The following is a 21,290-nucleotide window of genomic DNA, read 5'->3' as shown; positions in this document are numbered from 1 at the left end:
TCGACCTTGTCGGATTCTTGTCGGATTCTCCTGACGGGCTTCCGTCGACGAGTCGGCGACGTGCGGTGAGCTTCAGGGGCGCGAGGTCAATGCGACGAGAGGTACTTCTCCAGTTTGTCGAGTTGCGCCTTGTAACCCCACTTCATGCCGAATGCTGCCAGCTTCGCCTTGGGACCGATCTTGCTGATCGTGACGTGCAGTTGCACGGTGGTGGCGCCATCGCGCTCGACCAGGGTGACGTCGTTGGTGTGGTGAATCGTGGTCGCCTCTTCTTCACCCGCCGTCCAGGAGCGCGCGTCGTAGGACAAGCCGGTGCTCTCCTCTACCCGGGTGAACGTGCCTGCCATAGGCCATTGTGTGCCTTGGTATTTGCCCATGGCCTCGCCGGCTTCCATCACGATGTAGATCTCGCCGCCGACGCGCAGGTCGACCCTGCATTCCGGCACAACGGTTTTCTCCGGACCCCACCACTGCCGCAGGATCTCGGGGTCGGTCCAGGCCCGCCACACCGTGTCGATGGGGGCCCGGTAGGTCCGTTCGAAATCGAGGTTCTTGGGCTTGAGTAGTTGCAAGAGCATGCTGTCCTCCGGTCGGTGTTCGGTCAGGGCTTCTCTGCGGTGTCCTCGGTGATCGAGTCGAGATAGCGGCCGAGTGAGTCGAGTCGGACTTCCCACAACTGCTCGAAGGATTCGACCCAGCGGCCGATCTGCTCGAACGGTTCGGCTTCGAGGTGGTAGATCCGGTGGCGAGCCACGGCCTCGCCGGTGACGATCCCCGAATCGCCAAGCACGCGAAGGTGTTTGCTCACCTGCGGCTGACGAATCTCGAGCCGCTCGGCGATCTCGCCGACCGACATGGGACCGGTCCGGAGCAGCTCGACGATCCTCAGGCGACTCGGTTCACTGAGCGCCCCGAAGATCATCGACTGCATGAACTCACCGTAGGACGCCGACATATTCCTGTCAAGGAATATGTCGGTCGATGGGCGTCAGCCGAGGTCGGCGTCCGGGCAGTAGTTGCGCTTGGCTGCTCCGACCAGGACCGGGCCTTGTTCGAGTCCGTATCGGGTGACGACCATCGTCACGGCGTCGACGCCGGTGTTTCCCTGCTCGTTCGCCGTCGTTGCCGCATCGCAGAAGTCATGGGCAGCGGTGATCGCGGTGGCTCTGTCGACGGTTTTCCAGAAGGCGTCGCTGCTCAATTCGGAGATGAACGTGTCATCGGCCGACGCGCGCGCCTGTTCGTCGTTGCCGCAGGCGGCTGCCACCAGGGCGACCGCCACTGCGGCGAGAGCGCCGCATGTGCTCTTCACCGCGTGACCGTACCGCGCGGCTTCGGCCGCGGCGATCAGTCGGGGCCGGCGGATGTCAGGAGGGGAGCACCCGCGGTCCGGTAATGCCGCTGTTGGCGCCCCCGGCAGGGATCGAACCTGCGACCAACCGCTTAGAAGGCGGCTGCTCTATCCGCTGAGCTACGGAGGCAGCGCACATACCCTAGCCCAAGGTCCGAACACCGATCGACCGGTGAAAGCGCACAGCGGCGGACCGTCGGTGCCACGCTTTCCCGGCCGCACGGGCGGGGACATGCCGGCGGAACTTTCCAGGAATCAGGCGCCGCGCTCAGGGGAGCGGGCGGGAGTCCGGCAAACCCGGCGGCGGCACGCTCGACGCCGCTGTTTCCGCTCGCTGTAGGCCACGTTTCCGGCCGCTGCGAGCGGCGTCTTAAACGGCGTGTCGCCGATTCCTCATGTCGGCGTGTCGGACCGTGACCTCTGTGGACATTCATCGATTAATGAATTCACAGGTGTACGCACCGTGTGTTTACGCGCATAACAATTCGGTAACTGACCAGCGGATACGGGTTCAGGCGAGCAACCCGTCCAGGAAACAGGTGTTATTGCGATCAAAAATGGCTACCTTTGTGATCCGCGGCACAACTGGGGCTCGCAGGCTCCTTGTCGCGGCGGGCGAAGACGCCCGTACGTGACTGCGAAGGTGCATGTGCGATGAGCATTGCGATGGACATCACCCGGGCCTCGGCCGTGGGTGCTCAGGCCCTGCGGCTGGCTGCCGACCCGCGCGCCTACCGGGGTGCAGCGCTCATCGCGCGGGGCTGCCCGTCGCTGGCGGCCTGGCTGGCGGGTTGGGTCACCACGGAGTTCGCCGCCGCGGCCGTCACCGGGCACGCGCTGTCGGCGGTGCGCGCCACTCCGTTGGACCGCATCAGCGCCAGCATGGCCTCGCAGAAAGCCAACCGGGTCCTCGAAGACGCGCTGACGGACACCTTCGGGGAGCGCAACGACCAGGTGGTCCATCCGCTGGAATTCCAGGCGCACCGGCCCAGCCTCGCCGGCTTCTGGCACGCGACCCAGCACCGCAGGCGCTATGCCAAGGCCACCACCAACATCGCCTACGGCCCGAACGGCCGTGACCACCTGCTCGACCTCTGGCGCCTGCCCGAACTGCCCGCGGACCGGCCGGCGCCGGTGCTGCTGCAGATTCCCGGTGGCGCGTGGGCGCTCAGCGAGAAGCGCGGGCAGGCCTATCCGCTGATGAGCCGACTGGTCTCGCTCGGCTGGATCTGCGTGTCCATCAACTACAGTCGCAGCCCCGGCCGCGCGTTCCCGTCGCACATCGTCGACGTCAAACGTGCCATCGCCTGGGTGCGCGAGAACATCGCCGACTACGGCGGCGACCCCGACCACATCGCCCTCACCGGTGGTTCCGCCGGTGGCCACCTGGCGGCGTTGGCGGCACTGACCGCCAACGATCCTGCGCTGCAACCCGGATTCGAGACCGTCGACACCAGCGTGCAGGCGGCGGTGCCCTACTACGGCGCCTACGACCTGACCAATGTGGAGACCATGACCCCGCTGATGGTGCCGTTCCTCGAACAGTTCGTCATGCGTGCGCGCTTCGCCGACCACCGCCCGCAGTACGAAGCGGCCTCGCCGATCTACCACGTGCACCGCGACGCGCCACCGTTCTTCGTGCTGCACGGACGCAACGACGCGGTGATCCCGCACACCCAGGCGCGGGCTTTCGTGGCGGCGTTGCGCGGCGCGGGCGCCGAGGTGGTGGCCCATGCCGAACTGCCCAACGCCCATCACGCTTTCGACCATCTGGCGACCGTGCGCTCGCAGCTGGCCGCCGACGCGGTGGCGCAGTTCCTCGGTGTCACCTACGGCAGGCACCTGCAGATGAGGGACAGCGCACTCCGGATGCGCGCCACCCCCGCCAGCTGATCCGCCGCCGGCCACCTGAATTCACCGCGCTGACACGCGCTTTCAGCGTCAGCCGCGGGATCCGCAGAATCAGCTCCCGTCCGCGCGTGCGGCCGACTAGCGTGGTGCAGGCATCGAGGTGGAACGGGTCTGACAGGAGAGCTGTGTGACGAGCGGATTGTCCGATGAACTCGGGGCGGTCGACCAACTGCTGCATCGCGGTGAGGCCAATCCGCGGACCCGGTCGGGCATCATGGCCCTCGAATTGCTGGACACCACCCCCGACTGGGAGCGGTACCGCACGAACTTCGAGTATGCCTCGCGCACCATCCTCCGGCTGCGCCAGAAGGTCGTCATGCCGACGCTGCCCACGGCGGCGCCCCGCTGGGTCGTCGACCCCGACTTCAACCTGGACTTCCACGTTCGGCGGGTCCGTGTTCCCGAGCCCGGCACCCTGCGTCAGGTGTTCGATCTCGCCGAGATCATCCAGCAGTCGCCGCTGGACATCTCCCGCCCCCTGTGGAGTGCCACCCTCATCGAAGGCCTACCGGAGGGACGCGCCGCCCAGCTGCTGCACCTGAGCCACGCCGTCACCGACGGGGTGGGTGGGGTCGAGATGTTCGCCCAGATCTACGACCTGGAGCGCGACCCGGAACCGCAGCCGGCCCCGCCGCTGCCCATCCCGCAGGACCTCTCGGCCAACGACCTCATGCGCAAGGGGTTCGCGTCGTTGCCCGGTGCTCTGGCCGGGGGACTGCGCGGCGCGGTCACCGGTGCCGTCGGCGCGGTCGGGAAGGCGGTCAGTGACCCGGGTTCGGCGGTCAGCGGGGTGCTGGAGTTCGCCTCGGCGAGCCGGCGGGTGGCGCGCCAGGCCGCCGAACCGTCACCGCTGCTGCGACGGCGCAGCCTGGCCAGCCGCACCGAGGCCATCGACATCAAACTGTCCGATCTGCACCGCGCCGCCAAAGCCGCCGAAGGGTCCATCAACGACGCCTACCTGGCAGGGCTGTGTGCGGCCCTGCGGCGCTACCACCACGCGCTCGGTGTTCCCATCGCCACGCTGCCGATGGCGATCCCGGTGAATCTGCGGGCCGAATCCGACCCGGCCGGCGGCAACCGGTTCACCGGGGTCAATCTCGCCGCGCCCGTCGGCACCGAGGATCCGGCTGAGCGGATCCGCAAGATCCGCTCGCAGATGGCGCACCGCAAGGAGGAGGCGGCCATCGACGTCATCGGGTCGCTGGCACCGGTGCTGTCGCTGCTGCCCGACGCCGTGCTGGAGTCGATCACCGGCTCGGTGATCGCCTCGGACGTCCAGGCCAGCAATGTGCCTGTGTATCAGGGTGATACCTTCATCGCCGGTGCAAAGGTGTTGCGGCAGTACGGTCTTGGTCCGCTGCCCGGTGTCGCCATGATGGTGGTGTTGGTGTCGCGCAGCGGATACTGCACCATCTCCGCGCGGTATGACCGGGCGTCGATCACCGATGAGGCCCTGTTCGCCCGCTGCCTCAAAGAGGGGTTCGACGAGGTGCTGGCTCTGGCCGGTGACCCGCCGCCGACGTCGACGCCGGCTTCCTTTGACGCCGACGAGGCCGAGGAAGGCACCCCGAGTGATCCCTCCAACATCGCGGAGGGACGGTCATGACCAGCCCGCGGGATATGCGGCTGCCCGGTTCGGTGGCCGAGGTCAAGGCCAGCCCCCAGGGTCCGCACATCGGCGCGTTCTTCGATCTCGACGGCACTCTGGTCGCCGGGTTCACCGGCGTCATCCTGACCCAGGAGCAGTTCCTGAGCCGGCAGCTCGGCGTCGCGGACTTCTTCGGCATGATCCAGGCCGGGCTCAACCACAAACTGGGCCGCCGTGAATTCGAGAACCTGATCACCGCCGCGTCCAAGGCGATGCGAGGCCGTCCGCTCAGCGATCTCGACCAACTCGGTGAACGGTTGTTCCGGCAGAAGATCGAAGCGCGAATCTACCCGGAGATGCGCGAGTTGGTGCGCGCGCATCTGGACCGCGGGCACACGGTCTGTCTGAGTTCGTCGGCGCTGACCATCCAGGTGGAGCCGGTGGCCCAGTTCCTCGGAATCCCCAACATTCTGACCAACAAGTTCGTCGTCGACGACGACGGTGTGGTCACCGGCACCATCGTCGAACCGATCCTGTGGGGACCGGGTAAGGCCAACGCGGTGCAGAAGTTCGCCGCCGAACGCAACATCGATCTCAAGGACAGCTACTTCTACGCCGACGGTGACGAGGATGTCGCGTTGATGTACCTGGTGGGCCATCCGCGGCCCACCAATCCCGAGGGCAAGATGGCCGCCGTTGCGCGGCAACGTGGTTGGCCTATTCTGCGGTTCTCCAGCCGCGGCGGCAGCAGCCTCGGCGGGGCGCTGCGGACACTGGCGGGGGTGGGCTCCATGCTGCCCGTCGCCTACGGTGCCCTCGGCTGGGGACTGCTGACCCGCAACCGGCGGCGCGGCGTCAACTTCTTCACCGCCAACTGGACCCAGACACTGCTTGCTGCCAGCGGAGTACAGCTCAACGTCGTCGGCCGTGAGAACCTCACCGCACAGCGACCGGCGGTGTTCCTGTTCAACCACCGCAACAACTTCGACCCCGTGATCACCTGTTCGCTCGTGCGCGACAACTTCACCGGCGTGGCCAAGAAGGAACTCGAGAACGACCCGCTGGTCGGCTCACTGGGCAGGCTCATCGACGCGGTGTTCATCGACCGCGACGACGCCAAAGCCGCAGTGGAGTCGCTGCACAAGGTGGAAGAGGCGGCTCGCAACGGGCTGTCGATCGTGATCGCCCCCGAAGGCACGCGCCTCGACACCTTCGAGGTCGGGCCGTTCAAGAAGGGGCCGTTCCGGATCGCCATGGCGGCCAACGTGCCCATCGTGCCGGTGGTGATCCGCAACGCCGAGGTGATAGCGGCCAGGGACTCCTCGACGATGAACCCGGGCACCGTCGATATCGCGGTGTTCCCGCCGATCTCGGTGGCCGACTGGAACTCCGAGAACCTGGAGGAGCGCATCGCCGAGGTCCGCCAGCTCTACCTCGACACCCTCAGGAACTGGCCGGATGACGAGTTGCCCACGGCCGCACCGTATCTGCACAAGCCTGCCAAGAAGACCACCAAGAAGGCGGCCAAGAAGGCGCCGGCCAAGAAGACCGCACAGGGGCGGTCATGACCACCGACGACATACCGCTTGTCGAAATCAGCGACGACTCGCTGATCCTGGCTTCGGTGTCGTCGGCCGCCGAGCGCGACATGCTCGATGACTGGCTGCGGCAACAGCGCAGCCAGCATCCCGACCTCGAGGTCGCCGTGGTCCAACTGCCGGGCGACGACGAGGAGCCCCCAGCCGGCGTGATCGCCCAACTGGTCAACGAGCTGGAAATCGGGGACGACCGCTCGGTGGTACCGGTGCGCGTGTTCTGGGCCCCCGGTGGGCTGCCGACCCGGGTCAAGGTGGTGGGTCTGCTGTCGGGCCGTGACACCTACCGACCGCCGGAAATGTTGCAGCGCCGCATTCTTCGGCGTGACCCGGCACGCGCCCGGGTGGTGGCCGGGGAACCGGCCAAGGTGTCCGAACTGCGCCAGCTCTACCAGGAGACCACCGTCGGCGACAGTCCTCGCGACTTCGCGCGGTTCGTGCTGCGCCGTGCCAGCCTGGCCATCGAACGCATCGAATACCGGCTGCTCGGACCGGAATACAAGTCACCGCGGCTGGTCAAACCCGAAATGCTGGCGTCCTCGCGCTTCCGCGCGGGCCTGGAGAAGATTCCCGGTGCCACCGTCGAGGCGGCCGGCGAGATCCTCGACGAACTGGCCACCGGGTGGAGTCGCTTCTCCGTCGACCTCATTCCCAACTTCTCGAAGTTCCTCTACAGCCGCGGGTTCGATCCCAACATCGACTACGACCCGGCGCAGGTCGAGTCGATGCGGCACGCCCTGGAAACCCACCCGGCGGTCATGTTGTGGTCGCACCGGTCCAACCTGGACAGCGCGGTGCTGACGGTGGCGTTGCAGGAGAACCGGTTACCGCGGGCCAACCTGTTCGCCGGCATCAACATGTCGTTCGGCCCCATGGGCCCGCTGCTGCGGCGTTCCGGTGTCATCTTCATCCGCCGCAAACTCGATGACCCGCTGTACAAGTACGTGCTGCGGGAGTTCGTCGGCTACATCGTCGAGAAGCGCTTCAATCTGAGCTGGTCCATCGAGGGCACCCGGTCGCGCACCGGAAAGATGTTGCCGCCCAAGCTCGGTCTGCTGGCCTACGTCGCCGACGCCTATCTCGAGGGCCGCAGCGACGACATCCTGCTGCAGCCGGTGTCGATCAGCTTCGACCAACTGCACGAGACCGCCGAGTACGCCGCTTACGCCCGCGGAGGGGAGAAAGCCCCCGAGGGGATGAGCTGGCTGTACAACTTCATCAAAGCCCAAGGCGAACGCAACTACGGCAAGATCTACGTTCGTTTCCCCGAAGCGGTGTCGATGGCGCAATACCTCGGCGCCCCCGGTGGGGATGGCGCTGACGCCACCGAGGGCGACACGGAAAAGCGGCTGGCCATGCAGAAGATGGCCTTCGAGGTGGCGTGGCGAATCCTGCGGGTGACCCCGATCAACGCCACCGGCCTGGTGGCGGGTCTGTTGCTGACCACCAACGGGATAGCGCTGACCCTGAACCAGGTGCACCACACCGTGCAGGACTCCCTGGACTATCTCGAGCGCAAGCAGACTCCGGTGACCGACAGCGCGCGTCGGCTCCGGACGCCCGACGGGGTGCGCGCTGCCCTCGATGCGCTGTCCGGCGGGCACCCGATCACCCGCGTCGACGGCGGCCGGGAACCGGTCTGGCATATCACGCCGGACAACCAGCACGAGGCGGCGTTCTACCGGAACACCCTCATCCACGCGTTCCTGGAGACATCGATCGTCGAGCTGGCGCTGGCCTACGCCGGCCGCGCCGACGGCGACCGGCTCGACGCGTTCTGGTCGCAGGCGATGCGGCTGCGCGATCTGTTGAAGTTCGACTTCTACTTCGCCGACTCGGCAGCGTTTCGCGCCAACGTCGCCGAGGAGATGGCGTGGCACGCGGACTGGGAGGCGCACGTCGCCGCCGGCGGCCAGGAGATCGAACAGCTCCTCTACGACAAACGACCACTGATGGCACACGCGATGCTGCGGTCGTTCTTCGAGGCCTATCAGATCGTCGCCGACGTGCTCCGCGATGCGCCGCCCGAGATCGGCGACAAGGAGCTGACCGCCAGAGCGCTGGGGGTGGGGGCCCAGTACGCGGCGCAGAACCGGGTGCGCAGCACCGAGTCGGTGTCGGCCCTGCTGTTTGCCACGGCCCGACAGGTGGTCGCCGACCAGGGGCTGCTGACGGCCGCGCCCGATCTGGCGGAGCGGCGGGTGGCGTTCGTCAAGGAGTTGCGTGCTGTGTTGGCCGATATGGACCGGATCGACGAGATCTCGCGGCGGCAGTTCGTCGAACGCGAGATTCGCTCCCGGCAGAACTCTGACACTGCGTAGTAGTTGGTCGCCAGGGCGCAATACCCTGGATGGGTGAGCGCACCGGCAGTATCGGCTTCCAGCACCACCGCACGTTCGGTGGTCTGGCCGATACTGCTGGGTGTCGCGGTGCTGGCCGGGGTGACGGCCGCGGGTCTGGCGGCGCTGTCGCTGACCGATGCGCTGACGGCCACCGGCCTGCCCGATCCCGGCCCGGTCACCACCCTGGGTCTGCCGTTCGTCCGTGCCGCCGGTGAGATCGCCGCGGTGGTGGCCATCGGGTCGTTCCTCTTCGCGGCGTTCTTCGTGCCACCGCAGTCCTCCGGTGTGCTGGACGCGTCCGGCTACCGGGCGTTGCGCACCGGCAGCGTCGCCTCAGGTGTCTGGGCGGTGAGTGCGGCGCTGTTGGTGCCCCTGACCATCTCGGATGTCTCCGGCCAGCCGTTGCGCGACCACCTCAACCCGCTGACCATGTGGTCGCTGGCCGGCCTGGTCGAGACCGCGGGTGCGTGGCGGTGGACGGCCATCCTGGCGGCGGCGGTGACGCTGGCCAGCATTCCGGTACTGCGCTGGGCGTGGACGCCGGTGCTGTGCGCCGCGGCGCTGAGCACCCTGATCCCGCTGGGTTTGACGGGCCACTCGTCATCCGGTGGCTCCCATGACCTGGCCACCAACAGCCTGCTCATCCACCTCGCCGGCGCGTCGCTGTGGGCCGGTGGCCTGCTGGCGCTGTTGGCGCACGCCCTGCGCCGCGGTGCCCACGCCGACGTGGCCGCGCGCAGGTTCTCCGCGGTGGCGCTGTGGTGCTTCGTCGCGATGGCCATCTCCGGTGTGGTCAACGCGCTGGTGCGGATGTACCCCGGTGACCTGTTCGACACCCGGTACGGGTTGCTGATCCTGGCCAAGATCGCGGCGCTGCTGGCGCTCGGGGTTCTGGGCTGGCGGCAGCGCCGCTCGGGGGTCGCCGCGCTGCAGGCCGACCCGCAGGCACGCGGTGCGCTGATCAGACTGGCGCTCACCGAAGCGGCGATCTTCGGGGTCACGTTCGGGGTCGCCGTCGCGCTGGGACGCACTCCGCCGCCCCCGCCACGGGTGCTCAACCCGTCGACGACCGAGGTCGAGCTGGGTTACAACCTCGACGGACCGCCGACCGTGGCGCGACTGCTCTTCGACTGGCGTTTCGACCTGCTGCTCGGCACCGCTGCGGTGGTGCTGGCCCTGGTGTACCTGGCAGGGGTGCGACGCCTGCGCCGCCGCGGGGACGCCTGGCCGGTGGGACGGACCATCGGCTTCCTGCTGGGCTGCCTGGTGCTGCTGCTGACCACGTCGTCGGGTATCGGCCGGTACATGCCTGCGGTGTTCAGCGTGCACATGGGCGCCCACATGCTGCTGTCGATGCTGGTGCCGATCCTGTTGGTGCTCGGGGCGCCGGTGACGTTGGCGCTGCGGGCCCTGCCTGCCGCGGGCAAAGCCGACCCGCCGGGTCCGCGGGAATGGTTGCTGGCCGCGCTGCACAGCAAGTTCTCCCAGCTGATCACCAACCCGTTCGTCGCCACCGCGCTGTTCGTGGTCGGGTTCTACGGTCTGTACTTCGGAGGCATCTTCGACGCCGCCGCCGGCAGCCACGCCGGGCACGTCGCGATGAACATCCACTTCCTGCTGTCCGGGTATGTCTTCTACTGGGTGGTCATCGGGATCGACCCCACTCCGCGGCCGCTGCCGCCGCTGGGCAAGGTGGCCATGGTGTTCGCCTCGCTGCCGCTGCACGCGTTCTTCGGCGTGGTGCTGATGGGCATGAACTCGGTGATCGCGGAGGGCTTCTACCGTTCCCTGCAGCTGCCGTGGCAGACCGATCTGCTGGCCGATCAGAAGCTGGGCGGCGGCATCGCGTGGTCGGCGGGTGAGGTGCCGCTGGTGGTGGTGATGCTCGCGCTGCTCATCCAGTGGACCCGCAGTGACCGCCGCACCGCCAAACGGCTGGACCGCGCCGCCGACCGCGACGAGGACGCCGAACTGGCGGCTTACAACAACATGCTGGCGGTGCTGGCCCGGCAGGAAGCCAACCGTCAGGACGGGTCGAGGTGACTGCCGAGGCGGGCGAAAGCTATGACCCTGGCCTAGCAGAGGGCGGCGGCGGTTCCAGGTAGCTGACGATCGCGTTGGTCAGACCCCGCCGGGCCAGGTCGTGGTCGTTGAACGACCCCAGCTGACGTTCCGAGGCCAGGCCGCGCATGGCGCCGGGGATGAAGGCGGCGACCTCGCGGATGCGGTCGGGTTCGACGCCGAGGTCGGCAAAAGCCTTCTGGCAGGAGGCGTTCCAGGCGTGCCCCCAGGACACGAATTCGGCGGCCGTCTGTGGGTACAGCCGGGCCAGCTCGTCCGGGTCGCTCGGTAGTGCGACGCGCAGGTTCTCGATGGCCCGGGAATGCGTCGACGTCAGACCGTCGTAGAGCAGGTCGATGATCGCCGCGACCCGTTGTTGCAGGGGAGCGTCGGCGTCCGACGGGGCCGGCAGTTCACCACGGAGCTCTGCGGTGTGGTGCAGCACCGCCGCCCAGAACCCGTCGACGTCGCCGAACTGGTATTTCACCGCACCCCAGGTGGCGCCGATGTCCTTGGCGATCCGGGCGGCCGACACCGAACCCGGGTCACCGGAGGCCAGTGACCGAATTGCCGCCTCCAGCATGTTCTCTCGGGTCGCCAAGCCACGCCGGTTACTGCGTCTGCCCTGCGTGCCGGCTGTGGTCATACGCCCAAGGGTAGTGGAGCCCCGGAATTTCACAGTGCCCCCTATCAATCTTTCGTAGAGGGCACTACCATTCCGTGGCATGGCGAAACCGCCGCTGTCGATGAAGCCCACCGGGTGGTTCCAGGTGGCGTGGTCGGACGAACTCGCCGTGGGCGATGTCCGCACCATGAAGTACTTCGGTGAAGACCTCATCGCCTGGCGCGCGGAATCCGGTCGCGTCACCGTGATGGGCGCCTACTGCGAACACCTGGGCGCGCACCTGGGATTCGGCGGACACGTCGAAGGCGAGGTCATCCAATGCCCCTTCCACGGGTGGCAGTGGAATGCCGACGGGCGCAACGTGTGCATCCCCTATGAGGACCGCCCCAACCGTGGCAGGCGGATGCGCACCTACCCGGTGGTCGAGCGCAACGAGTCCATCTACATCTGGCACGACGTCGAAGGCCGGGCCCCCTTCTTCGAGGCCCCGGACATCTTCGCCGATTTCGGCGACGGCAGCGGCAATGCCGACTACTACCCGCAGCAGCGCCTGTTTCGTGAAGGCCTGCAACTACATCCGCAGTATGTGCTGGAAAACGGGGTGGACTTCGCCCACTTCAAATACGTACACCAGACCCCCATCGTGCCGGTGTTCACCCGCCACGACTTCGCCGAACCGGTGTCCTATGTCGACTTCACCATCACCTTCGAAGGTGACGAGTTCCAGTCGATCGACGACGTGAAAAGCGGTGTCGAAGCCATCAACGGCGGCCTCGGGATCGCCGTCACCAAGAGCTGGGGGATGGTGGACAACCGCACCATCTCGGCGGTCACTCCCGTCGACGAGTCGACCTCCGACGTCCGGTTCACGGTGTACATCGGCCGCACTCCCGGCAAGGACGAGCCGCGGCACGCACAGAAGGCCCAGGATTTCGGCAACGAGGTGATCCGGCAGTTCGCCCAGGATGTGCACATCTGGTCGCATCAGCGGTATTCCGACCCGCCGGCCCTGTCCAGTTCGGAGCTGCAGGGGTTCACCGCCATCCGCGCCTGGGCCATGCAGTTCTACCCCGACGGACTGGGTGGCAGCGCCGCCGAGTTACGCGCCAAGTCAGCCAGAGAGGCAATTCGATGACCATACGAGTCTTTCAAGTCGCGACCGGCAACGTCGGGTCCGAGATGATCAAACGCATTGCCGCCGAACCAGATCTGGAGCTGGTGGGTGTGCACTGCTACTCACCGGAGAAGATCGGCAAGGACGTGGGCGAACTCGTCGGCCTGCAGGCCAACGGCGTGATCGCCACCGGGACGGTCGAGGAGATCATCGCCGCCGCGCCCGATGTGTTGACCTTCCACGGCGTCTTCCCGGACGAGGACCTCTACGTCCAGATCCTCGAAGCGGGGATCAACATCGTCACCACCGCGGACTGGATCACCGGCTGGCACCGTGACCACAACCATCCGCATCCGTCGGGCAAACCGGTCTCGCAACTGCTGCAGGAGGCTGCCGAGAAAGGTGGCGCGACGTTCTACGGCACGGGAATGAATCCCGGCCTGAATCAGATCCTGGGCGTGGTGTGCTCGGCTGATGTGGCCGAGATCGAGAACGTCACCACCATCGAATCCGTCGACGTGTCATGCCATCACTCCAAGGAAACCTGGATCGAGGTCGGTTACGGTCTGCCCGTTGATGATCCGTCGATCCCGTCGAAACTGGAGAAGTACACCCGGGTATTCGCCGACAGCGTGCTGATGATGGCCGACTGTTTCGGTCTCGACCTGGACGAGGTGAAGTTCAGCTACGAACTCGGGGCGTGCACCAAAGACGTCGATCTCGGCTGGTACACCCTGCCCAAGGGCTCACTGGGCGGCAACTACATCAAATACCAGGGCATCGTCGACGGCGTGCCGCGCGTGGAAACCCACCTCGAGTGGCAGATGACCCCACACACCGATCCGAGCTGGGATATCAAGGGCTGCTACATCACCCAGATCAAGGGCGATCCGTGCATCTACAACAAGCACATGATCTTTCCGAAGCCCGGAGTGGACCTGTCGGACCCCACCAGCTTCGCCTCGATCGGCATGACCGTCACCGGCATGCCGGCGCTGCACTCGATCAAGTCCGTGGTGGCTGCGCGCCCGGGTCTCATCACCAGCGCCGACCTGCCGCTACGTGGCTTCGCCGGCCGGTTCAAGCTCTAACCGACCGCGCCGGCCTGGATTGCGGCGGGCCAACTCCCGTAGGAACTGATGTCTTTGCCCGCTGCTGCGGCCACGCCGTCGCAGCCGAATGCCGTGCGCCAACTGCCGTCGGCGAACTCCACCTTGCCCAACTGCATCGGCGCCGGGAGGGCGGCCAGGAACGTGCCGAGCGCGGCGGGGGAGAGCAGCCACCGGTGCCCGAGCAGAGAAGCGCCATCCTCGTCGTCGGGTACCCGCACGATCGCGGGCTTCGGTGGAACGGTGTCCATGGCAGTCATCCGGTACTTGGGAGCCGTCGTCAGCTCGCCGGCCCAGCGGGCACCGAGGTCGGTCAACTGATGCACCAGGACACCCCCGCGCAGGTGTGCACCGAACACGACCAGCTCGAGGGATTCGGCCACCTGGCTGGGCCAGATATCCTGTGGCGCCTGGTCTTCGGTGAGCGCCGCCGCAATGTCGAAGGCCACCGCATCCTCGAACGCCCGGCCCAGCACGGTGACGCCGAACTGCGCTTCCCCTGCGGTGCCGAACGGCACTGCCACCCCGCACATGTCGAAGAGGTTGCAGAAGTTGGTGTAGGTGCCCAGGCGGGAATTCACCCCGAGCGGGTCGGCGGCCACCTCATCGATACGGGGATGCGTCGGTGCGGTGGGGACCAGCAGCGCGTCGGCGCCGGCCAGTTCGGCCATCGCGACGGCGCGCAGCCGCTCGACCTCTCCGCGGTCGCGGATCAGCCGGTGCGCGGGGATGTCGCGGGCACCGACGACGATGCGGCCGACCGTGGGATCCACGGTGGCGTCCGGGTTGGCATCGATGAATTCCCCTACCGCGGCATATCTTTCGCTGACCAGTGCTCCGTCGTAGAGCAGTTTTGCGGCGGCCAGGAACGGAGCGATGTCCACGGTGACGATCCGCACACCCGCTGACTCCAGGTGCGCCACGGCGGCGGCGAATGCGGCGCGCCAGGTGGCGTCCAGTTCGGGGAGTTCGCTCGGCACGGCCACCACCGGGTGCTCCGGGGCGGCCAGTCGCACGTCCGCCGGCCACCGGCGGTGACGGGCGCCTGCGGCCATGGCGGCCATGGCGCGGTTGGCGGTATCGAGGTCGCGGGCGAAAATGGTGGGGCAGTCGTAGGATTCGCACGCCGGGACCACGCCGTCCGGGCTGAGCACACCGTAGGTGGGTTTGATGCCGATGATGCCCTGGAATGCGGCGGGGATACGTCCTGACCCCGCGGTGTCGGTGCCGATGGCGATATCGGCGTCACCGAGCGCCACCGCGACCGCCGACCCTGAGCTCGAGCCGCCGCTCACGTAGTCCGGGCGGCGGCTGTCCGGAACCGCGCCGTACGGGGAGCGGGTGCCCACCAGGCCGGTGGCGAACTGGTCCAGATTGGTCTTGCCCACCACCACCGCGCCGGCAGCTCGCAGCCCGGCTACCACCGAAGCGTCAGTGGTTGGGACGTAAGCGAATTCGGGGCAACCCGCAGTGGTGGGCAGCCCCGCGACGTCGACGTTGTCCTTGACCGCGAGCCGTAGACCGGCCAGCGCTCCGGCGCCGGCGCGGCTGGCAGCCAGCTCCGATTCGACATCGGCCTGCGAGCGGCGGTGGATCCAGACGGGCATGCGGACAAACCTAGCGGCCGACAGGTATTTGTGCGACTCCACAGACGTGACTTCATCCACAGGCCGACCTCGGGGAGGGCGCGGTGGCCGCCGCGTTGTCGGTCGGGCAGCGGTCAATGGCTCCAGCGCGCCACCACGGCGCGGTCACGACAACAACCGAAGGGACCACTGCGATGTTCGAGACACCGTTGACCGTCACCGGGCGGATCGTCACCGATCCCATCCGCCGGCGGGTTGCCGACCAGGAGTTGGTCAAATTCCGCCTGGCGAGCAACGCGCGCCGCAAGACTGCGGAAGGCACCTGGGAGCCGGGAAACTCGCTCTATCTCACCGTCAACTGCTGGGGGAAGCTGGCCGCCGGCGTCAGCGGCAGCCTGACCAAAGGCGACGCCGTGATCGTCGTCGGGCACGTCTACACCAGCGAATACGAGGACCGCGAAGGGATCAAACGGTCCTCGGCCGAACTGCGGGCCACCGCAGTGGGCCCGGACCTGTCGCGTTACCTGGTCGAGGTCAAGAAGATCAACCCGGTCGCGGCACCGGCGGCTGCCGGGGAGGAATCGGCGGAGTCCAGCGGCGAATCCGATGACGGGGCCGTCGACGAGCCGGAGGAGTTGTCGCTGACGGCCTGACAGCGAGCAGTGGCTCGCGACAACCATGCCGGCCGCGGACCTCTCACCCGGGTAGTGCCGGCTGACCGGCACTACCCGGTCAACTTCTGCCACCGCAACGCCAGAGCCAGTTCCACCGCATCCGCGAACCGGGTCAGGTCAATTCCGGTGATCTCGCGGATCCGCTTCACACGGTGGTTCACGGTGTTGACGTGGACGAACAGTTGGCGTGCGACGCGGGACTGGGAAAGATCATTGGCCAGCAGCGCTTCCGCCGTCTCCAGCAGGTGCGGGTATCCGGCCAGCGGGCGGATCCGGGTGGCCACCAGGGTGTCGGCGACAGCGGGGCGGCTGCTCAACAGGATCTCGATCAACGCCTCGTGATAGTCGAGTATCGCCGCCCCGCTGCCGGTGGTGCCCGCCGCGGCCGCTCTGGCGGCCTCCATCGCCTGGCGGCACGATTCGCCGGCAGTGGTCAGACCTGCGCTGAATTGTCCGATGCCGCAGTAGATTCCGACATGCCCGTCGAGTACCGGTAGCGCCTGCTCGAGGATGCGACGTGGTTCGGCGGAAGCCGAGCGCAGGGTGGCGATGGCCACGGTGGCCTGCCCGACGTCGCCGAAGAGCACCTGGCTGGTATGCGGCTGCAGTTGTGCCGCCAGCCGGCGGCGTGACCGCAGCAGATCCAGCGGATCGGCGTGGCTGTCGCCCAGCAGGGCGAAGGCGAACCACCGCGCGTCGGGGTCGACCTGCAGCACCTGGACCCAGTCCTGCAGCTGTGCCGAGGTCACCGGGTGACCACTGGTCAGCGCGTTCACCAACTCGTTCTCGGTGCGCCGACGCGAGGCTTCGATGGCCGAGGAGGTGTCGCGGTAGGCATTGATCATCTCGTCGGTCAGCAAGTCGAAGGTGGTGATGGCCAGATCGGCACGCCGGTTGGCCTGCTGCTCCGGCCAGGTGCGCGAATGCGCCAGCAGATCCAGCAGCAGCACCCGCTCGGTGGAGCGGTACGCCTGGATCACCGACTCCAGTGGCACCGACTGGCTGGCGCGCCGAGACCCGAGCGTGCGCGCCGATGCCATCTCGGTGGCATTCGGGCCACGGTCGCGGCGCAGCACTTCCACGGCCAGGTCCAGGTTGGCCCGCACCGAGGGCATCAGCTCATCGTGGCCGAACCGGTCCTCGGAATACCCGGGGTAGACGTTCCACATCAGCTCCGCGGCCCGCTCGGTGAGGGCGTCCAGGTCAGGCGCGTAAACAGGGAGCGAGCCGTCGGGTGGTTGTGAAACCATCACAACACCGTACTGCGAACGTTGGGAAAACCAGGGTCGACTTAGAGGATTGCACAGAGCAGTGTGATTACCGCCACGACAGAGCGACCAGCAGGAGGCGACGTGACCATGACGGTGATCGACGAGATCGAACGGGATCTCACCACCCCCACCCCGGAACTGGTGGAGGAGATCGCGGGCCTCGACGGAGACATCGCGGTGCTCGGTGTTGGCGGCAAGGTCGGGCCCAGTGTGGCCATCATGGCCCAGCGGGCCATCGAGCAGGCCGGCGTCGACAAGAAGGTCTTCGGGGTGGCGCGGTTCTCCGACCCGGCGGCGCGCGCCTCCCTGGAACGTGCCGGGGTCACCGCGGTGCCCGCCGACCTCACCGACGACCTCGAACTCGATGCGATCCCTGACGCGGCGAACGTCATCTACATGGCCGGCAACAAGTTCGGCACCGTGGGCAACGAGCACTTCACCTGGATGATGAACTCCTATCTGCCCGGGCGCGTCGCACAGCGCTTCCGCGGCTCCCGCATCGTGGTGTTCTCCACCCTTGTCACCTACCCGCTGGCCGATGTCAGCACCGGCGGCTCGCGGGAATCCGATCCGCCGGGCCCGATCGGCGAGTACTCGGCGTCCTGTGTCGGGCGTGAGCGGATGTTCGAGCACTTCTCCCGCAAGCACGGCACCCCGGTGCTGCTGTTCCGGCTCGGCTACTCCATCGAGACGCGGTACGGCGTCCTGCAGGAGATCGCCCAGGCGGTGCACGACGGCACACCGATTCCGCTGGCGATGGGGCACGCGAGCGTCATCTGGCAACGTGACGTGGCCGAGTACGCGATCCGCTCCCTGCGGTTGGCCACCAGCCCGCCTCGCGCGCTGAACATCACCGGTCCGGAGATCGTGTCCATCCGCTGGCTGGCCGAACGATTCGGCGAACGCTTCGGGCGGGCACCGATTTTCGACGGCGAGGAGACCGGAACCGCGTACGTCATGGACGGCTCGCAGCTGCAGGCCGAATTCGGCTACCCGCGCACCACGGTGCCCGAGATGATGGACACGGTGGCCGAGTGGGTGGAATCAGCCAAACCCCTGATCGGCAAGCCGACGAAGTTCCAGCAACGCAACGGTGCCTTCTGATGACGCTGATGCGACCCGCATTCGAGTCGGTGGTCGGCGCCGGTGCCATGCTCAACTGGATCACGGTGGCGCGCGAACATCTGCCGATCTACGAGGACTGGTACAACTTCGAGCACCTGCCGGAACGGGTCTCCACGCCCGGGTTCCTGCGCGCTCGCCGATTCATCGCCACCGATCAGCGCGACGCCGACCGGGTCGACTTCCTCACCCTCTACGAGACGGCGGACGTTGCCGTGCTGGCATCGCCGGAGTACCTGCGCCGGCTGGACAACCCCACCGACCTGACACTGGAAGTGGTGCCGTTGTTCGCGGAGTTCCGCCGGGCGGCGTGCCGAGTCACCGTCGTCCGGGGAGACGGATCGTCGGGACGCGTCGTGGTGGTCGAGGTCGAATCCGACCCGGCGTCACTGCGCAACGCACTGGCCGACACGGTGTTTCCGGAGCTGATCAGGGAACACCAACTGGTGGCCGCGTCGCTGTACGAACCGGACATCGCCGTCAGCGATGCCAAGAACGCGACCGCCGAAGGGCGCTCCTCAGCTCAGCAGCAGGCCTCGTCGTCGGTGGTGGTGGCCGAGTTGCACAGCGGGGTGGACCCAGACCGGCTGGTGGCCGACCTCACCGCTCGCGCCACCGGCGCCGGTATCCGCTTCACCCGGCCGGCGCCGGCCCACACCTTCGAGCTGGTGTACGAATTGCGGTCGGCCGCCAGGTCCCTCAGTGTTCACGGCTCGGCCCGAACCGATCAGGAGTCGTCATGCGGATAGCCAACCTCGATGATCGACTGGTGCTGCTGCGCGACGGCGGAGCAGTCGATGTCCACACCGCCAGCGACGGTCGATTCGGCCCGGATCCGCAGACGGTGTTCGATGACTGGCCGGCTTTCCTGTGCTGGGCGCAGTCGGCTTCGGGTGAGGTGAGGTCCTTCTCCGACGCCGAGCTCAAGGCGCCGGTGCCCCGTCCGCGTCAGGTCTTCGCCATCGGGCTCAACTACGTCAGGCACGCCAAGGAGTCGGGACTGCCGTTACCCGAGCAACCCATGGTGTTCACCAAGTTCCCCAGCGCGCTCACCGGGCCGACGGGCCAGATCGTGCTCACCGGCGACACCGTGGACTGGGAGGTGGAGCTGGTGGCCGTCGTCGGGCGCCCGGCCTACCGGGTCGAGGAAACCGACGCCTGGAGCCATATCGCCGGTCTCACGGTGGGACAGGACCTTTCGGACCGGGCGGTGCAGCAGGCGGGCAGCCCGGCCCAGTTCAGCATGGGCAAGTCGTTCCCCGGCTTCGCGCCCATCGGACCCGCGCTGGTGACACTCGACGAATTCGACAACCCCGACGATCTGCGCGTCAGTACCGAACTCAACGGCGTCACCGTGCAGGACTCCCGGACCTCCGATCTGGTGTTCAGCGTGCCCGAACTGGTGGCCTACCTGTCCGGCATCGTCACGCTGCTACCCGGTGACCTGATCTTCACCGGCACCCCCGAAGGGGTCGGCCTCGGTCGCACCCCACCGAGCTACCTCCACGACGGCGACACCATCGTCACCACCATCGAAGGGATCGGATCGATGCGCCACCAGATGATCGCGCCGGCAACGATGCCGTCGTTGTCTGCCTCCCTGTCCCGGAACGGTGTCTCATGACCAAACCTGTTGCTGCCGCGGACACCTCGCGTGATCCCGCCAGCCTCACCGCCGCCACCGCGTACACCCCCAGGGAACGCCGGTTCGTGCTGATCTTCGCGGTGGTGGGCGCACTGATCGAGAGTATGGAGCTCAACCTGCTGAGCTTCCCGATGCGCGACCTCGCCGGATCGTTCGGGGTCACCAACCAACAGGTGGTCGCGGCGATCACCGCCCAGAGCCTGGCGTCCATCGTCGGCGGCTTCCTGTTCGGCTGGATCGCCGACCGGTACGGTCGCAAACCCTCCTACATCCTGTTCACCGCCACCTACTCCATCGCGGCGATCGTGGGCAGCACCCTGACCGACTTCGACGCCTTCGTGATCACCCGGGTGATCGCCGGTGTGGCGATGGGTGGCGCATTCGGCGTGCTGTTCGCGATGTTCGCCGAGAGCTGGAAATCCCGCAAACGCGGTTTCATGGGCTCGGTACTGCAGGCCATGTTCATCGCCGGTCAGCTGCTCACTCAGCTCATCCTGTTCACCACCTTGTCCACGCTGGGCTCCGACACCGGCTGGCGGGTCGGGTTCGCCGCGATCGGGGTCGGGTGTCTGGGTATCGCCGTGGCCGCCTACTTCTGGCTGCCGGAGTCCAAGCTGTGGGAGGCCAGTCGCGCCGCCCGCCAGGACACCACCGGGGCCCCGCCCGTCGCGGACACCGGCGACGATCTCCGTGGGAAGCGATTGGCCTGGGGCGCAGTGTTTCTCACCATCTGCACCACGGGCGTCTTCGCCGCCAGCTATTCCTACATCACGTTCGCGCCCACCTATCTGCGCGAAGCGCTCGGGGTGTCGCTGGGCGTCTCGACGCTGGTACTCACCGTCGGCACATTGCTGGGCATCGGAAGTTACATCGTCTTCGGCGCGCTGTCGGATCGGGTGGGACGACGCAGGTCCACGGTGTACGCGTGCCTGGTCGGCGTCGCCGGCTTCGGCGCCTTCGCATTCTGGAGCAGCGGGTCGGTGGCGGTGGGTATCGTCGCGCTGATGGGTACCGCCATCGGGTACGCCGGGTTCGGGGTGCTGGGCACGTGGATCTCGGAGTTCTACCCGACCCGGTTCCGCGCGCTCGGCTCGAACGCCACCTACTACGTCGCACGCGGCCTGGGTTCGGGTCTCTACCCGCTGTTCGCGCTGACCCTCGCCGGTGGCGATCTGCGGCTCGCGCTCGCCCTCGGCGGGATCGGCGCCGCGCTGGGACTGATTGGATGTCTGTTCGTGCCGGACACCGCGGGACGCACCATCACCGCGGAATGACCCGACCTACCGAGAGGATTGC

18 protein-coding genes and 1 tRNA gene are annotated in these 21,290 nt (G+C 67.3%); 12 read left to right on the top strand and 7 right to left on the bottom strand.

What is annotated here, in order from left to right; all coding sequences use genetic code 11:
• Positions 1-86: 86 nt before the first annotated feature.
• From NL241_RS24815 to NL241_RS24800, 4 genes are all read right to left on the bottom strand, one after another.
• Positions 87-578, bottom strand: coding sequence for an SRPBCC family protein (locus NL241_RS24815; protein WP_487693434.1), 492 nt, complete (start codon positions 576-578; stop codon positions 87-89).
• Positions 579-601: 23 nt separating this feature from the next.
• A complete protein-coding gene (locus NL241_RS24810) occupies positions 602-931 on the bottom strand; it encodes an ArsR/SmtB family transcription factor (protein WP_487693435.1) in 330 nt (109 codons plus the stop codon).
• 57 nt (positions 932-988) lie between these two features.
• Complete coding sequence (locus NL241_RS24805; protein WP_494395324.1) at positions 989-1,312, bottom strand: DUF732 domain-containing protein; 324 nt, start codon at positions 1,310-1,312, stop codon at positions 989-991.
• Positions 1,313-1,405: 93 nt separating this feature from the next.
• Positions 1,406-1,481, bottom strand: a tRNA-Arg gene (locus NL241_RS24800).
• Between the two features lie 524 nt (positions 1,482-2,005).
• On the opposite strand from NL241_RS24800, the gene NL241_RS24795 reads away from it, so the two are divergent.
• From NL241_RS24795 to NL241_RS24775, 5 genes are all read left to right on the top strand, one after another.
• Positions 2,006-3,244, top strand: a complete 1,239-nt coding sequence (locus tag NL241_RS24795) for an alpha/beta hydrolase fold domain-containing protein (protein ID WP_494395323.1) — start codon at positions 2,006-2,008, stop codon at positions 3,242-3,244.
• Between the two features lie 145 nt (positions 3,245-3,389).
• Positions 3,390-4,868, top strand: a complete 1,479-nt coding sequence (locus NL241_RS24790) for a wax ester/triacylglycerol synthase family O-acyltransferase (RefSeq protein ID WP_487693438.1) — start codon at positions 3,390-3,392, stop codon at positions 4,866-4,868.
• Positions 4,865-6,418 carry an HAD-IB family hydrolase gene (locus NL241_RS24785; RefSeq protein WP_487693439.1) on the top strand — a complete coding sequence of 518 codons (1,554 nt, stop codon included), beginning with the start codon at positions 4,865-4,867 and terminating at the stop codon, positions 6,416-6,418. Before NL241_RS24790 ends, NL241_RS24785 begins: the two co-directional genes overlap by 4 nt.
• Complete coding sequence (locus NL241_RS24780; protein ID WP_494395322.1) at positions 6,415-8,766, top strand: glycerol-3-phosphate 1-O-acyltransferase; 2,352 nt, start codon at positions 6,415-6,417, stop codon at positions 8,764-8,766. Before NL241_RS24785 ends, NL241_RS24780 begins: the two co-directional genes overlap by 4 nt.
• A gap of 33 nt (positions 8,767-8,799) precedes the next feature.
• Positions 8,800-10,830, top strand: coding sequence for a bifunctional copper resistance protein CopD/cytochrome c oxidase assembly protein (locus NL241_RS24775; RefSeq protein ID WP_487693441.1), 2,031 nt, complete (start codon positions 8,800-8,802; stop codon positions 10,828-10,830).
• 19 nt (positions 10,831-10,849) lie between these two features.
• Here NL241_RS24775 and NL241_RS24770 read toward each other — a convergent pair whose 3' ends face one another.
• Positions 10,850-11,494, bottom strand: a complete 645-nt coding sequence (locus tag NL241_RS24770) for a TetR/AcrR family transcriptional regulator (RefSeq protein ID WP_494395321.1) — start codon at positions 11,492-11,494, stop codon at positions 10,850-10,852.
• A 79-nt stretch (positions 11,495-11,573) separates the two neighbouring features.
• Between NL241_RS24770 and NL241_RS24765 the strand changes: the two genes are divergently transcribed.
• Positions 11,574-12,608 carry an aromatic ring-hydroxylating dioxygenase subunit alpha gene (locus tag NL241_RS24765; protein ID WP_494395320.1) on the top strand — a complete coding sequence of 345 codons (1,035 nt, stop codon included), beginning with the start codon at positions 11,574-11,576 and terminating at the stop codon, positions 12,606-12,608.
• Entirely contained in the window at positions 12,605-13,678 is a 1,074-nt protein-coding gene (locus tag NL241_RS24760) for an NAD(P)H-dependent amine dehydrogenase family protein (protein WP_494395319.1), read from the top strand. Before NL241_RS24765 ends, NL241_RS24760 begins: the two co-directional genes overlap by 4 nt.
• Here the strand turns inward: NL241_RS24760 and atzF are convergent.
• Entirely contained in the window at positions 13,675-15,345 is a 1,671-nt protein-coding gene (gene atzF / locus NL241_RS24755) for an allophanate hydrolase (protein WP_487693507.1), read from the bottom strand. The genes NL241_RS24760 and atzF overlap by 4 nt on opposite strands.
• Positions 15,346-15,476: 131 nt before the next feature.
• Here atzF and NL241_RS24750 point away from each other — a divergent pair, with 131 nt between their 5' ends.
• Positions 15,477-15,935, top strand: a complete 459-nt coding sequence (locus tag NL241_RS24750) for a single-stranded DNA-binding protein (protein WP_494395318.1) — start codon at positions 15,477-15,479, stop codon at positions 15,933-15,935.
• Positions 15,936-16,006: 71 nt separating this feature from the next.
• On the opposite strand, the gene NL241_RS24745 is transcribed toward NL241_RS24750, so the two are convergent.
• Positions 16,007-17,206 (bottom strand): PucR family transcriptional regulator, encoded by a 1,200-nt coding sequence (locus tag NL241_RS24745; RefSeq protein WP_494395317.1) that lies wholly within the window; start codon positions 17,204-17,206, stop codon positions 16,007-16,009.
• 108 nt (positions 17,207-17,314) lie between these two features.
• On the opposite strand from NL241_RS24745, the gene NL241_RS24740 reads away from it, so the two are divergent.
• Genes NL241_RS24740 through NL241_RS24725 form a run of 4 tightly spaced genes read left to right on the top strand, consistent with a single transcriptional unit; the run spans position 17,315 to position 21,268 of the window.
• Entirely contained in the window at positions 17,315-18,331 is a 1,017-nt protein-coding gene (locus NL241_RS24740; RefSeq protein ID WP_487693508.1) for an NAD-dependent epimerase/dehydratase family protein, read from the top strand.
• Complete coding sequence (locus NL241_RS24735) at positions 18,331-19,098, top strand: hypothetical protein (protein ID WP_494395316.1); 768 nt, start codon at positions 18,331-18,333, stop codon at positions 19,096-19,098. The genes NL241_RS24740 and NL241_RS24735 overlap by 1 nt, the downstream gene beginning before the upstream one ends.
• Positions 19,089-19,973 carry a fumarylacetoacetate hydrolase family protein gene (locus NL241_RS24730; RefSeq protein ID WP_487693449.1) on the top strand — a complete coding sequence of 295 codons (885 nt, stop codon included), beginning with the start codon at positions 19,089-19,091 and terminating at the stop codon, positions 19,971-19,973. The genes NL241_RS24735 and NL241_RS24730 overlap by 10 nt, the downstream gene beginning before the upstream one ends.
• On the top strand, positions 19,970-21,268 hold the full coding sequence (locus NL241_RS24725) for an MFS transporter (RefSeq protein WP_494395315.1): 1,299 nt from the start codon (positions 19,970-19,972) through the stop codon (positions 21,266-21,268). Before NL241_RS24730 ends, NL241_RS24725 begins: the two co-directional genes overlap by 4 nt.
• The last annotated feature ends 22 nt before the right edge of the window (positions 21,269-21,290 follow it).

The organism is Mycolicibacterium sp. SMGY-1XX (assembly GCF_059132455.1).
Note: the sequence above shows the minus strand (reverse complement) of the source record. Positions and strands in the feature narration are given on the sequence as shown.

Bases quoted from the DNA above. Each gene is read 5' to 3' on its own strand.
- NL241_RS24785 (WP_487693439.1), top strand. From the start codon at position 4,865: ATGACCAGCCCGCGGGATATGCGGCTGCCCGGTTCGGTGGCCGAGGTC.
- NL241_RS24810 (WP_487693435.1), bottom strand. From the start codon at position 931: ATGCAGTCGATGATCTTCGGGGCGCTCAGTGAACCGAGTCGCCTGAGG.
- NL241_RS24765 (WP_494395320.1), top strand. From the start codon at position 11,574: ATGGCGAAACCGCCGCTGTCGATGAAGCCCACCGGGTGGTTCCAGGTG.
- NL241_RS24735 (WP_494395316.1), top strand. From the start codon at position 18,331: ATGACGCTGATGCGACCCGCATTCGAGTCGGTGGTCGGCGCCGGTGCC.
- NL241_RS24780 (WP_494395322.1), top strand. From the start codon at position 6,415: ATGACCACCGACGACATACCGCTTGTCGAAATCAGCGACGACTCGCTG.
- NL241_RS24750 (WP_494395318.1), top strand. From the start codon at position 15,477: ATGTTCGAGACACCGTTGACCGTCACCGGGCGGATCGTCACCGATCCC.
- NL241_RS24745 (WP_494395317.1), bottom strand. From the start codon at position 17,206: ATGGTTTCACAACCACCCGACGGCTCGCTCCCTGTTTACGCGCCTGAC.
- NL241_RS24795 (WP_494395323.1), top strand. From the start codon at position 2,006: ATGAGCATTGCGATGGACATCACCCGGGCCTCGGCCGTGGGTGCTCAG.
- NL241_RS24730 (WP_487693449.1), top strand. From the start codon at position 19,089: ATGCGGATAGCCAACCTCGATGATCGACTGGTGCTGCTGCGCGACGGC.
- NL241_RS24740 (WP_487693508.1), top strand. From the start codon at position 17,315: ATGACGGTGATCGACGAGATCGAACGGGATCTCACCACCCCCACCCCG.
- NL241_RS24760 (WP_494395319.1), top strand. From the start codon at position 12,605: ATGACCATACGAGTCTTTCAAGTCGCGACCGGCAACGTCGGGTCCGAG.
- NL241_RS24725 (WP_494395315.1), top strand. From the start codon at position 19,970: ATGACCAAACCTGTTGCTGCCGCGGACACCTCGCGTGATCCCGCCAGC.
- NL241_RS24815 (WP_487693434.1), bottom strand. From the start codon at position 578: ATGCTCTTGCAACTACTCAAGCCCAAGAACCTCGATTTCGAACGGACC.
- NL241_RS24770 (WP_494395321.1), bottom strand. From the start codon at position 11,494: ATGACCACAGCCGGCACGCAGGGCAGACGCAGTAACCGGCGTGGCTTG.